The organism is Streptomyces microflavus (assembly GCF_014650075.1).
Classification (GTDB): Bacteria; Actinomycetota; Actinomycetes; order Streptomycetales; family Streptomycetaceae; genus Streptomyces; species Streptomyces microflavus.
Genome location: NZ_BMUG01000006.1, coordinates 220,243 through 236,902, shown reverse-complemented (window position 1 = coordinate 236,902; position 16,660 = coordinate 220,243). Strand labels below are relative to the sequence as shown.

Genomic DNA, 16,660 nt, shown 5'->3' with positions numbered 1-16,660 from the left:
CACGGGGAGGTGGCCGTACATGACGCACGGCACGGATGGCATCGACAGCACGTACGGGACCTTCGGCAACGGCGGTGGGCGCAGCGGCGAACCCGAACCGCATTACAGCCTCAAGATGTTCGGAGAAGTCGTCAAGAACTTCCGCAAGCGGGCGGGCCTGACGCAGGAGCAGTTCGCCCCGCTCGTCGGGTACTCCCCCGAGACCGTCGCCTCCATCGAACAGGGCCGCCGGCTCCCACCGCCGGACTTCGCGGAGCTTGCGGACGAGATCCTGGACGCGTTCGGGGTGATCCTGGGCGCGGCAAAGCACCTGACGCGACGGAAGGGGTTGGCGAGCTGGTTCCGGCAGTGGGCGCAGCTGGAGTTGGGGGCGCTGAGCCTGTACACGTACGAGTGCCGGTTGATTCCGGGCCTGTTGCAGACGCCTGCGTACGCGCGGACGCTGTTCGCCGACCAGTTGCCGCCGCTCGACGATGAGCAGATCGAGGCACAGCTCGCGGCTCGGCTGGAACGTCAGCAACTCCTGCGGAACCGCCCCAACACCGCGTTCACTTTCATCCTCGAAGAGCACCTATTCCTGCGGGACTTGGGCGGCGAGGAGGTGACGAGGGAACTGATCGACCACATTCTCGACCTGTCCGAGCTGCGCAATGTGGACATCCAGATCATGCCGCTGGTACGGCATCACCACGCGGGACTGGACGGACCGATGCAGTTGCTGGAGACGCCGGAGCACCAGTGGTTCGGCTACTTGGAAGGGCAGAAGTACGGCCAGTTCATCTCCGACCCCAAAGTGATCAGCGCACTCCAGATGCGGTGTGCCAGTATGCGTTCACAGGCTCTCTCGTTGGACGACTCAAAGAGCCTGATGCGGCGGATGCGAGGAGCGAGATGAGCACCACAGACCTGGCCTGGTTCAAGAGCAGCTACAGCGGTGGCGACGGCGACTCGTGCGTCGAGGTTGCGATGGAGTGGCACAAGTCGAGCTACAGCAGCGGCTCCGGGGACTCCTGCGTCGAGGTCGCCGCCTGCCCCTCCAGCGTCCACGTCCGCGACTCCAAGATCGAGGAGAGCCCGCAGCTCGCCCTCGCCCCGGCCGCCTGGACGCACTTCCTCTCGTACGCCGCCCAGGGCTGAGCCTCGCGCCGAGCATCCAGGCGTAGTCCTGCGAAGGGTACGCCCGGAAGCCGCGCTCACTGGCGCGGGGGAACGCCTTGATCACCTTCGTCCTGGAGCGCGCACTCGCCGTCGCTCCTGGTCATCGGGATCGGCCTCATCGCCCTGGGGTACGTCGTGAGCCGATACCTCGACGGCACGTGCCGTAAGGCCACCGGCGCCCGGACAGGTACCGTAAAGGCGTACTGACACGACTCATGGGCCTCCTGGCGGGCCGCGTGCGTGAACCCCAGGAGGAGCCGACATGACGACCAACCGTGGACGCAAGGACGTCATCCGCGACCGGATGGCCGCCACCGGCGAGTCGTACAACGTCGCCGCCCGCAACCTCAAGGCCATGAAGGACATGGGCGCCACCCGCGAGGCCGTCCTCGTGCAGCGCTGGAAGCCCGCCGACAGCTTTGATGTGCCCTGTCCGTGCGGCGGGACCTGTGAGCCCGGCGAGACCTGCGAGCACTGCCACGCCCGCCACCGCCATGTGAAGCGCTACCCGGGCTCCACCACCGAGGTCGAGACGTGGGCCGACCGCTACGAGTGCACCGGCTGCCCCTCCTCGTACACCCTGACCATCCACCTGGCCGGGCGGCCCTGGGGTGTCGCGGAGACGGTCGTGCAGGGCGGGTCGGCCGAGGAGGTCGTACGGGCCCGGGTCTTCCCCGGCGTGATCCACCCGCTGCTGCGGTCGGAAACGGGCGGGAGCGACGACGACGAGGAGTGATCCTCGGGGGGCTGCGCCCGTCTGGTGGAATCGGTCCGGTATCCCCGGGGGGCGTGACAGCGCGGTGCCCCCGCCCTGCTATACGCGCAGGGGCGGGGGCACCGGCAGACGGTGGGGCTCAGCTCTCGTCCGGCGCCAGGGTCAGCGAGATCGAGTTGATGCAGTACCGCTGGTCCGTGGGGGTGGGGTAGCCCTCACCCTCGAAGACATGGCCCAGGTGCGAGCCGCAGCGGGCGCAGCGCACCTCGGTGCGGACCATGCCGTGGGCGCGGTCCTCGACCAGCTCGACCGCGTCCGTGTCCTTCGGGTCGTAGAAGGACGGCCAGCCGCAGTGCGACTCGAACTTGGTGTCGGAGCGGAACAGCTCCGCCCCGCAGGCCCGGCAGGAGTAGAGGCCCGCCGTCTTGGTGTCGGTGTACTCGCCCCGAAAGGCGGGTTCGGTGCCGGCCTGGCGCAGAACCGCGTACTCGGCGGGGGTCAGCTCTTCCCGCCACTGCTCGTCCGGCTTCTCGACGTCGTACGACACGTCCCGCTCCTCAGCTCGACAGGTGGTCGCTCGAACCGGTCGCCACTCGGCTACCGGCCGCTCGACAGGTGGTCCAGGATGCGCGGGCCGAGGTCGGTGACATCGCCCGCTCCCATGGTGAGAACGAGATCACCGGGCTTCGCCATTCCCGCGACGGCGGCCGGAACCGCGTCCTGGTCGTGGACGGCGGTGACCTCGGCGCCCGCCGCCTTCGCCGCGTCGATGATCAGGGCGCTGGTGATGCCCGGGATCGGGTCCTCGCGGGCCGGGTAGATGTCCAGGACCACCGAGGCGTCGGCCAGCGCGAGGGCCTGGCCCATCTCGGTGCCCAGCTCCTGGGTACGGGAGAACAGGTGCGGCTGGAAGACGACCAGGATGCGGGCGTCGGCGGCGGCGCCGCGCATGGCCTCCAGGTCGGCGGTCATCTCGGTGGGGTGGTGCGCGTACGAGTCGATGACCTGCACGCCCGCCGCCTCGCCCTTGAGCTGGAGGCGGCGCTTGACCCCGGTGTAGCTGCCGATCGCCGAGGCGAGGTTGTGCGCCGGGATACCGAGGGCGACCCCGGCGGCGAGCGCGGCGACCGCGTTGTGGGCGTAGTGGCTGCCCGGTACGGAGACGGTGAAGGTGAGGAACCTGCCGTTGAGCAGGACCGTGACCTCGCTGGTCAGCCCGCGCGGGGTGACCTTGTGGACGCGGACGTCGGCGTTCTCGGCGGAGCCGTAGGTGACGACCTTCAGTTCGGAGAGGTCGCGGACCCGGCGGGTCAGCTCGACGGCGCCGGGCTGGTCGGCGGAGATGACCAGGGTGCCGCCGGGGACGACCTTGCCGACGAACGTCTCGAAGGAGTCGTAGATCTCGTCCATCGAGGCGTAGTTCGCGTGGTGGTCCAGCTCGACGTTGAGGACGATCGCGACCTCGGGGTCGTACTTCTGGAAGCTGCGGTCGCTCTCGTCCGCCTCCGCGACGAAGATGTCGCCTTCGCCGTGGGTGGCGTTGGTGCCGGGGCCCTCCAGGTCGCCTCCGATGGCGTACGAGGGGGCCAGGCCCAGCGAGGAGAGGGCGACGGCCAGCATCGACGTGGTGGTCGTCTTGCCGTGCGTGCCCGCCACCGCGATGGCGCGCAGGCCGTCCATCAGGGAGGCCAGCGCGTCGGAGCGGTGGACCACCGGGACGGACAGCTCGTTCGCCCGGAGCAGCTCCGGGTTGTCGGCGCGGATGGCGCTGGAGACGACCACGCAGGACGCGTCGTCGGCCAGGTGGCCCGCCGCGTGTCCGATGTGCACGGTCGCCCCCAGCGCCCGCAGCGACTCGGCGGTGGCGGACTCCTTGGCGTCGCTGCCCGCCACCTTCGCCCCGCGCTGGGCGAGGATCTTCGCGATGCCCGACATTCCGGCGCCGCCGATGCCGATGAAGTGCGGTCGTTCCATGGCGGCGGGAATGCCGGGTGCCATCTGTGCTCCTGCGGAGATCGGTGAGGTTCGGACTGCGGCCGAGGGCCAACCCGGACCGCGGGACCAGCCTATTCGCTGTGTGCGAAGAGCTTGAGCACCGGGACGCCGACCTTGTGCCGGGCGCGGGATGCCCAGTCGCGGTGGAAGAACTCCTCCACGTAGTGCGGGGCGGTCAGGACGATGACCTCGTCCGCGCCCGCCTCCTCGACGACGGTCGTCAGTTTGTCCAGGGGGTGGTCCTCGATCACTTGTCCGACCGCTTCGGAGCCCGCCTCGCGCAGGGCCCGTAGGGAGTACTCCAGGCCGATCTCGGCGGGCTCGCGGGCCTCCTTGCCCTCCGGCTCCTCGCTCTCGCGGACGGCCTCCTTGAGCTCCCCCATCGCCACGTCGTCGATCGCGCGCAGCAGGACATCGGCCTGGTCGCCGCGCGGCTGCAACAGAACGACGAACGAGATCCGCTCCTCGCCGTGGAGGGTGGTGACGAAGTCCACGTCCTCGGGAGTGAGCGGCTTCTCGATCATCAAAACGCTTGTGAACACGACAGGCGCCCTTCCGCTTCTGCGTCTCGTCGACAGCCGGCTCGACCGTCGACGGTCGTTTGCTGAAACCATCCTTCCCCGTGCTTCCACGGGGACTGCAGAGGTAAGTGTGCCCAGCCGGAGCTAACCGGAACGGGTAATTCCGCTAAGTGTCCCCCCGTCGGTGACCCCGTGTCCCTCCTCCGGTTACCGCGCGTCCCTCCGTGGGTTACCGCGCGTCCGCCCGCCGGTACCGGCCGAAGAGGAAACCGTCCTCTTCCAGCAGCGATGCCAAGGCGAAACGTTCCGGCACGGTGACTCCGGGGCCTCCGGCGATCCGCTGCGCGTCCCCGGCCGTGAGCATCGGGGAGAGCGTCAGGCAGAGCTCGTCCAGCACCCCCGCCGCCACGAACTGGCCGAGCAGCCGGGGCCCGCCCTCCGTGAGCTGGCGCCGCAGCCCCCGGTCCGCCAGCTCGCGCACCGCGCGGGCCGGGTCCACCCGGGCGCCCTCGCCCGCGATCACCACCTCCGCGCCCGCCTTCCGGGCCGCCGCGATCCGGTCGGCGGGGGCCCCGGCACCGGTCACCACGAGGGTCGGGACCAGCGGCTCGGTGAACAGGGGAAGCGAGAAGTCCAGGTCCAGCGAGCCGCTCACCACGGCGACGGCGGGCGCTGGGCCCTGCCCTGCGGCCGCCCGCCGCCCGGCGAAGGCCTCCCGGGCGCGGGCCGGACGGTACCCCTCCAGGCGTACGGTCTCGGCCCCGGCGATCACCACGTCGGCGAGGCCCCGCAGGGTGCCGAAGATCCGCATGTCGGCGGCGCAGGAGATGCCCTGCGAGCGGCCGTCGTGCTGGGCGGCCCCGTCGAGGGTGGAGACCATGTTGGCGCGCAGCCACGGGTCCCCGGTCGCCGGGTAGGCGTACGCGTCGGCCAGCTCGTCGAGGCTCCACTCGCGGTCCGTGAGCAGCCCCGAGGGGTCGGGTGCAGCGGCTGTTGTTGTCAGGTCCGTCACAGGGAACAGGCTTCGCATGGGTTGCAGTCTGGCACGGGCCTTAGGGTGGAGAGTTGTGTCGTCCTCCACCGCGTTTCCGGGGCAGAGCCCCCTCGCCGAAATGGCCCCGCTGTCCCTGTGCGCCCGCGAGCCGCGCGTCCCCGCCGACCGTCTGGTCGCGGAGATGGTGCCGCCGCCGCGCTTCGATTCGGTGCGCTTCGACACCTACGTACCCGACCCGAACCAGCCCAGCCAGAGCGAGGCCGTCACCGTCCTCGCGGGCTTCGCCGCCGGGCTCGGCGGGTCGCACGCGACGGGTTCCGGGCGCCGGAAGTGGTTCGGGAGCAAGAAGCCGGCCGCTCCGACCGGGCCGCGCGGGGTCTATCTGGACGGCGGCTACGGCGTCGGCAAGACCCACCTGCTCGCCTCCCTCTGGCACGCCACGCCCGCCGAGCCGTCGCTGAAGGCGTTCGGCACGTTCGTGGAACTGACAAACCTGGTGGGCGCGCTGGGTTTCCAGCAGACCGTGCAGACGCTGAGCGGTCACCGGCTGCTGTGCATCGACGAGTTCGAGCTGGACGACCCGGGCGACACCGTGCTGGTCTCCTCGCTGCTCAGCCGGCTGGTGGAGCACGGGGTGGCGCTGGCCGCGACCTCGAACACACTGCCGGGCAAGCTCGGCGAGGGCCGGTTCGCCGCCGCCGACTTCCTGCGCGAGATCCAGGGCCTGTCCGCGCACTTCCGCCCGTTGCGCATCGACGGTGAGGACTACCGGCACCGCGGGCTGCCCGAGGCCCCGCCGCCGTACACCGACGAGCAGGTCACCCGCGCCGCGTACGCCACGCCGGGCGCGTCGCTGGACGACTTCCCGGGGCTCCTGGACCACCTGGCACGGGTCCACCCGAGCCGGTACGGGGCGCTGGCCGACGAGCTCGACGCGGTCTGCCTGACCGGGGTGACGGCGGTGCCCGACCAGTCGACCGCGCTGCGCCTGGTGGTGCTGGCCGACCGGCTGTACGACCGCGAAGTGCCGGTGCTGGCCTCGGGGCTGCCGTTCGACAGGCTGTTCAGCGACGAGATGCTGAACGGCGGGTACCGGAAGAAATACTTCCGGGCGATCTCGCGGCTGACAGCACTGGCACGTGACGCGAAGGGCCTGGTGGCGCAGTAGGTTCGGGGGGTGACACCGGGTGCCCGTTCGCGGCGTACCCGTAACTCCGTCCGCGTACGACCGCGGACAACTCCCGTACAACCGCGCACACTGTTCCGTTCGAAGGGATCCAGCATGGCTACCACGCGTCAGGCGCACACGAACTGGGAAGGCAACCTGCTCGAGGGCAAGGGGGTCGTCACCTTCGACTCCTCCGGCATCGGCGACTACCCCGTCTCCTGGCCGGCCCGCTCGGAGCAGGCGAACGGCAAGACGAGCCCCGAGGAGCTCATCGCGGCCGCCCACTCCAGCTGCTTCTCGATGGCGCTCTCCCACGGACTCGCCGGGGCCGGCACCCCGTCGACCCGGCTGGAGACCAAGGCCGAGGTGACCTTCCAGCCCGGCACGGGCATCACCGGCATCCACCTCACCGTCGTGGGCGAGGTCCCCGGTCTCGACGAGGACGCCTTCGTGAAGGCCGCCGAGGACGCCAAGGCGAACTGCCCGGTCAGCCAGGCGCTGACGGGCACGACGATCACGCTGTCGGCCTCGCTGGCCTGACCCTCCGCGTCGGCGGCCCCCTCCGGGCCGTCCCAGCGGCAACACGGGGCGCGGGGGCGCGCATGGTTCCCCCGCGCCTCTGTGCGTGCTACACACATGCGGGTCACGTCACCTGTCCGCCAACAGGGAGTTGCCTCATGTCATCCGAAACCCGGAACACAGCGACCGCAGCGACCGCACCCCGGCACACCGCGACACGACGACAGGTCCTGGCAGGCGGCGGCGCAGCGGCCGCGATCGCCTTCACCGGGGCTTTCTCCGAACTCTTCGCGGGCACGGCTGCCGCCCGCGGCCACGGCGGCTACGGCCCCCTCGTCCCCGACCCGGACGGACTGCTCGATCTGCCGAAAGGTTTCCGCTACCGGGTGCTGTCCCGGGAGGGCGACCCGCTGCGCTCCGGTGAGGGCAAGGTGCCCAGCAACCACGACGGCATGGCCGCCCTCGCGGGCCGCCACGGCCGCGTCCACCTCGTCCGCAACCACGAGAACCGGCACACGGCGAAGATCGGCGTGCCGACCGTCGCGGGGCTCACCTACGACCCGGCGGCCAAGGGCGGCTGTACGTCCCTGGAGCTCGACGGCCGGAACAAGGTGCTCGGCGAGCGGGTCGCCATCGCCGGTACGGCGGTGAACTGCGCGGGCGGGCCCACCCCCTGGCGCACCTGGCTGACCTGCGAGGAGACCGAGGACAAGGCCGGGACCAACGGGTACACCAAGGACCACGGCTTCATCTTCGAGGTGGACGGCGCCGACCCGCGCCGCACCGGGGCCGTCCCGCTGACCGCGATGGGCCGCTTCCAGCACGAGGCGATCGCGGTCGACCCGAAGAACGGGATCGTGTACGAGACGGAGGACGCGTTCGACAAACCCTTCGGCCTCTTCTACCGCTTCCTCCCCGCCAGGCCGCTCGGCGGCACCGGTTCGCTGCGGGCGGGCGGGGCGCTGGAGGCGATGCGGGTGCCGGGCCTGCCCGACCTCTCCGCGGTCCGGGAGACCGGCGCGAGCTTCGACCGGGTCGAGTGGGTGCCCGTACCGGACCCGCTGGCGGCCGAGACCCCCATCCGGCTCCAGGACTTCGGCCCGAAGGGCATCACGCACGCCCAGAAGCTGGAGGGCTGCTACTGGGGCGGCTCGTCCGTCTACTTCGTCTCCAGCTTCGCCCGCAGCGCCGAGGGCTCGGCGGCCGACCACTACGGCCAGGTCTGGCGGTACGAGCCGAAGAAGCGCCGGCTCACCCTGGTCGTGGTCTTCGGACCGGACACCGACATCCAGCTCCCCGGCGAGTCCCCGGACAACATCTGCCTGGCCGCCGACGGGGGCCTGATGGTCTGCGAGGACGGCGGCGGCGCGCAGCACGTCCTGGGGGTGACGCGGCGGGGCGAGGTCTACACGATGGCGCGCGGGCGGCAGAACATCGGGACGCCGGAGGAGCCGGAGTGGGGCGAGTTCGCGGGGGTCGCCTTCTCGCCGGACGGATCGACGATGTACGTGAACTGCTACACGCCGGGGACGACGTTCGCGGTGACGGGGCCGTGGTGCTGAGGGCGCGGGGAGCCGAGGGGGCGGGGAGCCTCGCCGGAGTGCCGTAGGGGCAATATGGGATGATTGTCGGATATTTTCCGTGAGTGATCACTACTGCACGGAAGATGACGACGCTGACGGTCGCGGGGGTGTTGCTCGGCGGCGCGCTGGCCGGGTGCGGGGGTGCCTCCCCCGCGCCCCCGCCTTCCCCCTCGGCTCCCGCCTCCGCCTCCCCCGCTGCGAAGAAGCCGCCGACGATGGCTCCCGGTCCGGCGGGGCGCACTCCGGTCTTCTCGCGGAGGGCAGCGGGCGGGGGCGGGGCGGAGAAGGTCGTGGCGCTCACCTTCGACGCGGACATGACGGCCGATCAGGGCCCCCGGGCGAAGGCGGGTGAGCGCTTCGACAACCCGGAGCTGATCGCGCTGCTGCGGCGGCTGAAGGTGCCCTCGACCGTGTTCATGACCGGGCGCTGGGCGGAGGAGTACCCGGCGCAGGCGAAGGGCATCGGCGCGGACGACCTGTTCGAGGTCGCCAACCACTCGTACAGCCACTACGCCTTCACCGCCGACTGCTACGGCCTGCCGGTGGTCGGGAAGGACGCCATGGCCCGCGATGTGGAGCGGGCCTTCTCGGCGTTCCGGCAGGCCGGAGTACGGAACGTGGTGCCGTACTTCCGCTTCCCCGGCGGCTGCTACGACGACGCGGCGCTGCGCGCGCTGACCCCGGCGAACGTGACGGCGGTGCAGTGGGACGTGGTGAGCGGCGACGCGTTCGCGACGGATGCGGGGGCGGTGGCCGAACAGGTGCTGGACGGGGTGCGGCCGGGGTCGCTGGTGGTGATGCACTGCACGCGCAGCGCGGCTCCGGTCACCGGGGAGGCGATCGGCAGAATCGTTCCGGAGCTGCGGAAGCGGGGCTACCGCTTCGTGAAGGTGTCGGAGCTGATGGAGGGTTGACGGGGCCCGCTGCTTCAGGCGGGGGGTCCCGGGCAGGAGAGTTCCGCCGTGGCGCGCGTCGTGGTGAACCGTCTGCGGTACTCGCTCGGCGTGGTCCCCAGGTGGCGGGCGAAGGCGCGGCGAAGGCTCTCGTCGCTGCCGAGACCGCTGTGGAGCGCCGCCGCGGTGATGCTGTGTCCGTCGAGGAGGAGCTGCTGGGCTCGGTCGAGGCGGACGCGTTCGACCCAGCGGGCGGGCGTGGTGTCCAGCTCGCTCCGGAACAGCCGGGCCAGCTGCCGGGTGCTGAGCGCGGCGGCCGCGGCCAGGGCGGAGAGGCTGTGGTCGCCGGAGGGGTCGGCGACCACGGCGGCCATCAGCGGGCGGAGCAGGTCGCTGCGGGCCGGTGGCGTACTGACGGCCGTGGAGAACTGCGACTGCCCGCCGGGGCGCTGCAGGAAGACCACCAGCTCACGGGCGATGGACCGGGCGACGTCCGGCCCGTGGTCGTCCTCCACCAGGCCGAGGGCCAGGTCGATGCCCGCGCTGATGCCGGCGGAGGTGACGTAGCGGCCGTCGCGTACGTAGAGGGCGTCGGGTTCGACGTACACGCGGGGGAAGCGGTGGGCGAGCGTGGGGGCGTGCCGCCAGTGGGTGGCCGCCCGGCGTCCGTCGAGCAGCCCGAGCCCGGCCAGGACGAAGGCGCCGGTGCAGACGGACGCCACACGCTCCGCCCGCCCGGTGAGCTCATCGGCCGCCGCCAGCAGCTCCTCGTCCGGGGGCGGCCCGGCCAGCCGGTCCCCGCCGGCGACCACGAGCGTGTGGAGCGGCCCGGCGCCGGCGGGGGCGACCGTCCCGCCCAGCACCATCCCGGAGGCGGTCGTCACATCGCCGCCGTACGGGGAGACGAGCAGCAGTTCGTAGGGGTGGCCGAGCCGGCCCGCCTGGTGCAGGACCTCTGCGGGGCCGCTGACGTCGAGGAGGGTCACCCCGTCGAAGACGAGGAAGGCGACGCGTCGGGTCATGTCCGGATCCGTGGTTCTCTCGGCCGAATGGACATGGCCCAGCGTACGTGAGCGCGCGAGGCTGGTATCAGGCGCACGGACGCCACAGGCACGCCAGGCACCACAGGCACGCCGGACACCACAGGCACCCCAGCCACCGACGGAGCACGGAGAGGCCCCCACCATGAGCGTCACGAGCGGAACGATCGCGGGCGTACGGATCCCCGACAGCGCCCTGGCCAAGGAAGCGACCGAGCTGGTGCGCGAGGCCGCCACGCCGCTGGTCTTCGACCACTCCCGGCGGGTGTTCCTCTTCGGAGCGCTGCGCGGCCGGGAACAGGGCCTGGACTTCGATCCCGAACTCCTCTACGTGGGCGCGATGTTCCACGACCTGGGCCTGACCGGGCGGTTCCGCCGTACGGACCAGCGCTTCGAGATCGACGGCGCGGACGAGGCCCGCCGCTTCCTGAGCACGCACGGCATCACCGGCGACCCGGCCGACCGGGTCTGGACGGCCATCGCCCTGCACACCACGCCGGAGATCCCGCTGCACATGGCGCCCGAGGTGGCCCTGGTGACCCGGGGCGTGGAGCTGGACGTCCTGGGCATCGGCTACGACGCCGTCACCGACGAGCAGCGCGCGGCCGTGGTCGCGGCGCATCCGCGCCCGGACTTCAAGAACGGGATCCTCGCCGCGTTCACCGAGGGCATCCGGGACCGGCCGGAAACGACCTTCGGCAACGTCAAGGCGGATGTGCTCGCCCACTACGTCCCCGGCTTCGAGCGCGGCGACTTCGTGGAGGTCATCAAGGGCTCCGACTGGCCGGAGTGACCGGCCGGGCAGTCGGCGGGGCGCCGGTAGGATCAGCGCTTTTACGGGGAGTGCGATGCGAACATCATCAGGGCGGGGAGGTGAGGGGCAGAGGTACGCGCTGACCTCGGACGAGGACGACGCCGACTTCTGGGGCTCCGCCCGCGAGGCGGAGGGGTTCTTCACGCCGCTGCCGGACGAAGAGGGAGCACGCCGGGTGCGTCTCAAGGGCTGCCTCCCGCTGGGCGGCCTGCTGAAGAGCGTGGGACGCGTCGGCAGTCGTCGCGCCCTGGCGGGGAACGCCTGGTTCGAGCTCCTCGACGGTGCCGGTGCCACCATGGGGTCCTACTTCGTCAACGACGTCACCGTCATCGACGTCGAGCCCTCCGCCTGCGGGGGCGGCCTCGTCGACCTCACGGTGTCCCTGTGGTGCGAGAACGCCCTGGCCGGAGCGGAACGCGTATGGGACCTGATCCGCGCGGGCCGGCTGAACCGCACCGGCATGTGGCACGAGCTCACCCCCGAGGACAGACACGCGTGGCTGTCGGTGGCGCTGTGGTCCCGGGAGTACAGCCGCCGGGGAAGGACCGACGCTCCCGCTGGCCAGGTGTTCGCCTTGGACGGTCGGCACATCGTCGACCGGGACAGCTTCTACTGCGCGATCGGTGAAGCCGTCAATGGCCCCGGCGGATACTTCGGCTGGAACCTCGACGCCCTCGACGACTGCCTGAGGGGCGGCTGGGGCGCCACCCCGCCGTGCACCGTGCACTGGGACTTCTCGGCCCGGTCCAGGGCGCGGCTGGGAGAGCGTGTGCACTCGGGAGAGCGCGAGGTCACGCTCTTCGACCTGCTCCTGGAGATCTTCGAGGAGCGGGGCGTGAGCGTCGTCCTGCGGTGACAGCTCGATCAGACCGCCGGATCCGGCGGCCCCACGATCGCCCGCAGCGCCGCGAGGTGCCCCCGGTAGGCGTCCCGGCCCGCCGGGGTCAGGCGGAGCCATACGCGCTGCCGGGCATCCCGGACGGCCTTGCGCTGCTCGACGTAGCCCGCGTCCATCAGCACCGTGACGTGCTTGCTCAGCACGGAGGCGGAGAGGCCCAGTTGCTCCTGGACCCGGCCGAACTCGGCCTCGCCCGCGGTGTCCAGCAGGGCGCAGACACGCAGCCGGTTCGGGGCGTGGACCGTGGCGTCGAACCCCGCCGACGGGTCGTGGGCCCCGGCGCTCACGCGGTCTTCCGGTGCAGCCGGACGAAGGCGAGGTGGAAGCCGACGGACACGGCGGCGCCGATCAGCGAGGCCGCGATCAGCCACCCCGGTCCTGTTGCGCCAGGACCTGGCGGCGACGGCGAAGAGCTCCCCGTACACCGCGGTGATCGCCAGCAGGATGCCCAGCCAGACGGGGCCCGGCAGCAGCCAGTCCGCGTCGGCCAGGGTGTCGCCGACAGCGCCGCGGCGGAGGCGCGGATGTGCTCGGCGTCCGCCAAGGCGGCACGCGCGTGCCCCGGCGCAGGCCGTACCCCGTTGGTTCCCAGCACCTGACCACCGACCTGCTGGCGGAGATCGACGGTGACCGGGCGGCCGTCACGGCCAACTCCAGGCCCATGGGCACGCAGGAAATGATCTCCCCACTCTGTTTTTGCTTATGAATCTTTGATTTTTGCGCAGACTCATAGACTTCCTGCGGGGCGGCTTCTAGCCTGCTGCCGACATCACGGTTGTGTACACGACACCTACGCCCCTTCCCGGGCCGCACCCGCCACAGCCGCCCCCACACCCGCCCCCACACCCGAAGGAAGTCTCCGTGGAACTTTCCAGACGGACCATCATCGCCACCGCGCTCGCCGGGACCGGCTCCCTGGCCGCCGGTCTCGTCCCGTCGGCCGCGCAGGCCGGGCCCGTTCCGCGGGCCGCGCCCGCCGCGTCCCCGCCCGGGGACGTCGTCGGCAAGATCACCGTCGGGTACCAGGGCTGGTTCGCGTGTTCCGGTGACGGCGCACCGATCAACGGCTGGTGGCACTGGTCGCACAACTGGGGCCAGCCCCCGTCGCCTTCCAACACCGCCATCGTGAGCTGGCCCGACGTACGCGAGTACACCCGTACCTATCGCACGGCCTACCCCGCCCTCGGCAACGGGCAGCCCGCGACCCTGTTCTCCTCCTACGACCAGCAGACGGTCGACACCCACTTCTCCTGGATGCGCGAGTACGGCATCGACACCGCCGCCCTCCAGCGCTTCAACCCCAACGGCGGCGAGGGCGCGACCCGCGACGCCATGGCCGTCAAGGTCCGCGACGCGGCCGAGCGGTACGGGCGGAAGTTCTACGTCATGTACGACGCCACCGCCTGGACGAACATGCAGCCGGAGATGAAGGCGGACTGGACCGCGAAGATGCGGGCGCTCACCGCCTCCCCCGCCTACGCCCGGCAGAACGGCAAGCCGGTCGTCGGCATCTGGGGCTTCGGCTTCAACGAACCGAACAAGGCCTGGTCGGCCGAGGTGTGCCTGGACGTCGTCAACTGGTTCAAGGAACAGGGCTGTTACGTGATGGGCGGGGTGCCGACCCACTGGCGGCGCGGGGTGGAGGACTCCCGGCCCGGCTACCTCGGCGTCTACCACTCCTTCGACATGATCTCGCCCTGGATGGTCGGCCGGATCGCCGACATCGCGGACGCCGACAACTTCTATGCCAACGTCAACACCCCCGACCAGGCCGAGTGCGACGCCCACGGCATCGACTACCAGCCGTGCGTGCTGCCCGGCGACCTCCAGTCCGGACACCGGGCGCACGGCGACTTCATGTGGCGCCAGTTCTACAACATGAAGCGGATCGGCGTGCAAGGCATCTACGTCTCGATGTTCGACGAGTACAACGAGGGCAACCAGATCGCCAAGACCGCCGAGAAGGCCGACCAGGTGCCCGTGGGATCCGGTATCCGCGCCCTCGACGAGGACGGCACCGCCTGCTCCTCGGACTACTACCTGCGGCTCACCGGGGACGGCGGCCGGCTCCTCAAGGGGGAGCTGGCGCTCACCCCCGTCCGCCCCACCCCGACCACCACCGGCGGCCCCGTCGACCCGCCACCGGCCGGTGACCTCGCACTGCGCAAGCCGGTCACGGCCACCAGCCACACCCAGCACTACGGGGCGGGCAACGCGGTCGACGGCGACCCGCACAGCTACTGGGAGAGCGCCAACCAGGCCCTGCCCCAGTCGATCCAGGTCGACCTGGGCGCGGTGCGGCCGGTCACCCGGGTGGTGCTCACCCTCCCGCCGGTCACCGCCTGGGAAGCCCGCACCCAGACGCTCACGGTGACCGGGTCGGCCGACGGCTCGGCCTACACGGCGCTCAGCTCTTCTGCCGCCCGCCGCTTCGACCCGGCGACGGGGAACGCGGTCACGATCACGTTCCCGCAGGCTCCGGTGCGGTATCTGCGCGTGCAGATCACGGCCAACACGGCTTGGCCCGCCGCGCAGCTGTCAGGGCTGAGCGTCTACGCGACGCCCTGACCCGCCGATACCCGCTGTCTCCCCGCCCTGTCCCCCCATAGGGACAACCCCCTAGCCGGAGCAGGCCGACCGCCCCGCCTCCTGCCAGGCGCAGACCGGGCAGAGCGTGGCGCCCCTGGCGGACTCGGGGTACTCCGTCGGCTCGCGGCAGAGCACGCACTCCGCGAACGGCGGCCCCGCGTCCGCGGGGGACGGCAAGGCTGCGGGGGCGGCTGCGGGGGTCACGCAGTACGTGGCGTCGTCGTCCATGCCCCCGAGCCTACGTAACCGGGCGGGGCGGCCGGGCCGGGTCAGCCCGACGTCTTCTCGGGCCTGGCCTCGCTCGGCCGCACGATGACGAACCCCTCGCCCTGGAGCATCAGCTGCACGGCCTCGCCCGAGCCGCCGCGCACCATCGACCCGACGCTCTGGGAGCGGTGCAGGGTGGTCGTGAGCTGCTGGCTCCAGCCGACGACCGCGTCCGTGTCCACGTACACCGGCTGAGCGGCCGTCACCGGGATCACGATGGGGGTGCCCTCGCACATCAGGCCGAGCTTGCCGTAGCCCGTGAAGACGCTGTTGAAGAGGCCGCCGCCGACCATTCCGGCGCCCTTCACCGTCTTGATCTCGTACGAGAGCGTGGCGTCGAAACAGAGGACGTTGCGGCCGTTGATGGTGAGCTGGTCGCCCTGGTCCATCTCCACGATGAAGCAGTTGGCGGCCTCGTGCGCGAACCACGCCTCGCCCTGGCCCCGGACCGCCATGAGTGCGAGGCCCTCGCCGGTGACCGCACGCTTGAGCAGACCGCCGAGTCCCTGCCCCTTGCGCTCGAACTGGAGGTTACCCCGGAAGGCGATCATCGAGCCCTGCCGGGCGTGCATTTCCCCGTTGACCGCGTACTTGATCGACTTGGAGTTCTGCAGGGTCATGCCGGGGGCGGTGGCCGGCTGGGCCATGTGCTCGCTGGAAAAGAGATCGCTCTTCATGCGGAGCATCCTCACCCGGACCGGCCCGTTAAGCCAAGGAGGTGACAGCCCACCGCCTGGCAGACTGGGACGGTGAGCAGCGACGACACCTCCCAGAGCCCCTTCCACAACGGTCCGACCGACCGGGACGAAGCACCGCAGTACGTGCTCCCGCTCGTGGTGCACCTGGAGAAGACGGACCCGCCCGCCCGGACGGACGCCCTGCGCACCGCCGCCCGCGCGGTGCTGACGATCCTCTCCGACGAGCGGTCCACCGGCGAGGGCGAGTGGGCGGGCGCGATGCGGGACTGGGAGGACGCCCGGATCCGCAAGGTGGTGCGCCGGGCGCGCGGCGCTGAGTGGCGCAAGGCGGCCGCGCTGCCCGGCATCACGGTGACGGGCGGGAGCGCGGAGGTACGGGTGTACCCGCCGATCCCCCTCGACGGCTGGCCCAAGGAGCTCGCCAAGCTCCAGGTGTCCGGCACCGACCTGGACGACCCCGAGCCGCCCGCCGCCCCCGACCCGGAGGGCCCGGTGCTCTGGCTCAACCCGGAGCTGGAGATGTCGGCGGGCAAGACGATGGCTCAGGTCGGCCACGGCGCCCAGCTCGCCTGGTGGGAGCTGTCCGACACCGAGCGCAAGGCATGGCGCGAGGCGGGGTTCCCGCTCTCCGTGGCCACCGCCACCCCGGAGCGCTGGCGGGAGCTGACCACGAGCGGCCTGCCGGTGGTGCGCGACGCGGGGTTCACGGAGATCGCTCCCGGGCCCACCGTCGCGGTGGAGGGCGGTCGGCGTCTCTGTCCTCTCCCGGCCGTACGCGTCCGCCGGTGAACGCACACCACCTCTGGGA

The 16,660-nt window shown here is 71.4% G+C and carries 19 protein-coding genes; 11 read left to right on the top strand and 8 right to left on the bottom strand.

The window, feature by feature from the left end; all coding sequences use genetic code 11:
* The first annotated feature begins 19 nt into the window (after positions 1-19).
* The 3 genes from IE264_RS19095 to IE264_RS19085 all read left to right on the top strand — a co-directional run bounded on the left by IE264_RS19095 (position 20) and on the right by IE264_RS19085 (position 1,894).
* On the top strand, positions 20-895 hold the full coding sequence (locus IE264_RS19095) for a helix-turn-helix domain-containing protein (protein WP_032753619.1): 876 nt from the start codon (positions 20-22) through the stop codon (positions 893-895).
* A complete protein-coding gene (locus IE264_RS19090; RefSeq protein WP_032753617.1) occupies positions 892-1,137 on the top strand; it encodes a DUF397 domain-containing protein in 246 nt (81 codons plus the stop codon). The genes IE264_RS19095 and IE264_RS19090 overlap by 4 nt, the downstream gene beginning before the upstream one ends.
* A 283-nt stretch (positions 1,138-1,420) precedes the next feature.
* Positions 1,421-1,894 carry a hypothetical protein gene (locus tag IE264_RS19085; protein ID WP_015612200.1) on the top strand — a complete coding sequence of 158 codons (474 nt, stop codon included), beginning with the start codon at positions 1,421-1,423 and terminating at the stop codon, positions 1,892-1,894.
* Positions 1,895-2,012: 118 nt separating this feature from the next.
* On the opposite strand, the gene msrB is transcribed toward IE264_RS19085, so the two are convergent.
* The 4 genes from msrB to IE264_RS19065 all read right to left on the bottom strand — a co-directional run bounded on the left by msrB (position 2,013) and on the right by IE264_RS19065 (position 5,419).
* Positions 2,013-2,420, bottom strand: coding sequence for a peptide-methionine (R)-S-oxide reductase MsrB (gene msrB, locus IE264_RS19080; protein WP_015612199.1), 408 nt, complete (start codon positions 2,418-2,420; stop codon positions 2,013-2,015).
* A 50-nt stretch (positions 2,421-2,470) separates the two neighbouring features.
* The gene (gene murC, locus IE264_RS19075; protein WP_015612198.1) at positions 2,471-3,871 is read right to left on the bottom strand and encodes a UDP-N-acetylmuramate--L-alanine ligase; all 1,401 of its coding nucleotides are present in this window, start codon (positions 3,869-3,871) and stop codon (positions 2,471-2,473) included.
* Between the two features lie 68 nt (positions 3,872-3,939).
* Positions 3,940-4,392 (bottom strand): hypothetical protein, encoded by a 453-nt coding sequence (locus IE264_RS19070; protein ID WP_031127100.1) that lies wholly within the window; start codon positions 4,390-4,392, stop codon positions 3,940-3,942.
* A gap of 226 nt (positions 4,393-4,618) precedes the next feature.
* Positions 4,619-5,419: a pyrimidine reductase family protein gene (locus IE264_RS19065; protein ID WP_032753616.1), complete on the bottom strand. Its 801-nt coding sequence runs from the start codon at positions 5,417-5,419 to the stop codon at positions 4,619-4,621.
* Positions 5,420-5,456: 37 nt separating this feature from the next.
* On the opposite strand from IE264_RS19065, the gene zapE reads away from it, so the two are divergent.
* The 4 genes from zapE to IE264_RS19045 all read left to right on the top strand — a co-directional run bounded on the left by zapE (position 5,457) and on the right by IE264_RS19045 (position 9,567).
* Positions 5,457-6,551: a cell division protein ZapE gene (gene zapE, locus IE264_RS19060; protein ID WP_015612195.1), complete on the top strand. Its 1,095-nt coding sequence runs from the start codon at positions 5,457-5,459 to the stop codon at positions 6,549-6,551.
* A 114-nt stretch (positions 6,552-6,665) separates the two neighbouring features.
* On the top strand, positions 6,666-7,091 hold the full coding sequence (locus tag IE264_RS19055) for an OsmC family protein (protein WP_015612194.1): 426 nt from the start codon (positions 6,666-6,668) through the stop codon (positions 7,089-7,091).
* A gap of 137 nt (positions 7,092-7,228) precedes the next feature.
* Positions 7,229-8,632 (top strand): alkaline phosphatase PhoX, encoded by a 1,404-nt coding sequence (locus tag IE264_RS19050; RefSeq protein ID WP_032753615.1) that lies wholly within the window; start codon positions 7,229-7,231, stop codon positions 8,630-8,632.
* Positions 8,633-8,736: 104 nt separating this feature from the next.
* Entirely contained in the window at positions 8,737-9,567 is an 831-nt protein-coding gene (locus IE264_RS19045; protein WP_032753613.1) for a polysaccharide deacetylase family protein, read from the top strand.
* A 14-nt stretch (positions 9,568-9,581) separates the two neighbouring features.
* On the opposite strand, the gene IE264_RS19040 is transcribed toward IE264_RS19045, so the two are convergent.
* Entirely contained in the window at positions 9,582-10,568 is a 987-nt protein-coding gene (locus IE264_RS19040; protein ID WP_032753612.1) for a GlxA family transcriptional regulator, read from the bottom strand.
* A gap of 163 nt (positions 10,569-10,731) precedes the next feature.
* On the opposite strand from IE264_RS19040, the gene IE264_RS19035 reads away from it, so the two are divergent.
* Positions 10,732-11,379: an HD domain-containing protein gene (locus tag IE264_RS19035; RefSeq protein ID WP_015612190.1), complete on the top strand. Its 648-nt coding sequence runs from the start codon at positions 10,732-10,734 to the stop codon at positions 11,377-11,379.
* A gap of 55 nt (positions 11,380-11,434) precedes the next feature.
* Entirely contained in the window at positions 11,435-12,256 is an 822-nt protein-coding gene (locus tag IE264_RS19030) for a barstar family protein (protein ID WP_032753611.1), read from the top strand.
* An 8-nt stretch (positions 12,257-12,264) separates the two neighbouring features.
* On the opposite strand, the gene IE264_RS19025 is transcribed toward IE264_RS19030, so the two are convergent.
* Positions 12,265-12,585, bottom strand: coding sequence for a transcriptional regulator (locus IE264_RS19025; RefSeq protein WP_032753610.1), 321 nt, complete (start codon positions 12,583-12,585; stop codon positions 12,265-12,267).
* A gap of 574 nt (positions 12,586-13,159) precedes the next feature.
* Here IE264_RS19025 and IE264_RS19020 point away from each other — a divergent pair.
* Complete coding sequence (locus tag IE264_RS19020; RefSeq protein ID WP_032753608.1) at positions 13,160-14,866, top strand: glycoside hydrolase family 99 protein; 1,707 nt, start codon at positions 13,160-13,162, stop codon at positions 14,864-14,866.
* 51 nt (positions 14,867-14,917) lie between these two features.
* Here IE264_RS19020 and IE264_RS19015 read toward each other — a convergent pair whose 3' ends face one another.
* Positions 14,918-15,115, bottom strand: a complete 198-nt coding sequence (locus tag IE264_RS19015; protein WP_015612185.1) for a hypothetical protein — start codon at positions 15,113-15,115, stop codon at positions 14,918-14,920.
* A 41-nt stretch (positions 15,116-15,156) separates the two neighbouring features.
* A complete protein-coding gene (locus tag IE264_RS19010) occupies positions 15,157-15,831 on the bottom strand; it encodes an AIM24 family protein (protein WP_032753606.1) in 675 nt (224 codons plus the stop codon).
* Between the two features lie 72 nt (positions 15,832-15,903).
* Between IE264_RS19010 and IE264_RS19005 the strand changes: the two genes are divergently transcribed.
* Complete coding sequence (locus IE264_RS19005) at positions 15,904-16,641, top strand: peptidyl-tRNA hydrolase (RefSeq protein ID WP_032753604.1); 738 nt, start codon at positions 15,904-15,906, stop codon at positions 16,639-16,641.
* The last annotated feature ends 19 nt before the right edge of the window (positions 16,642-16,660 follow it).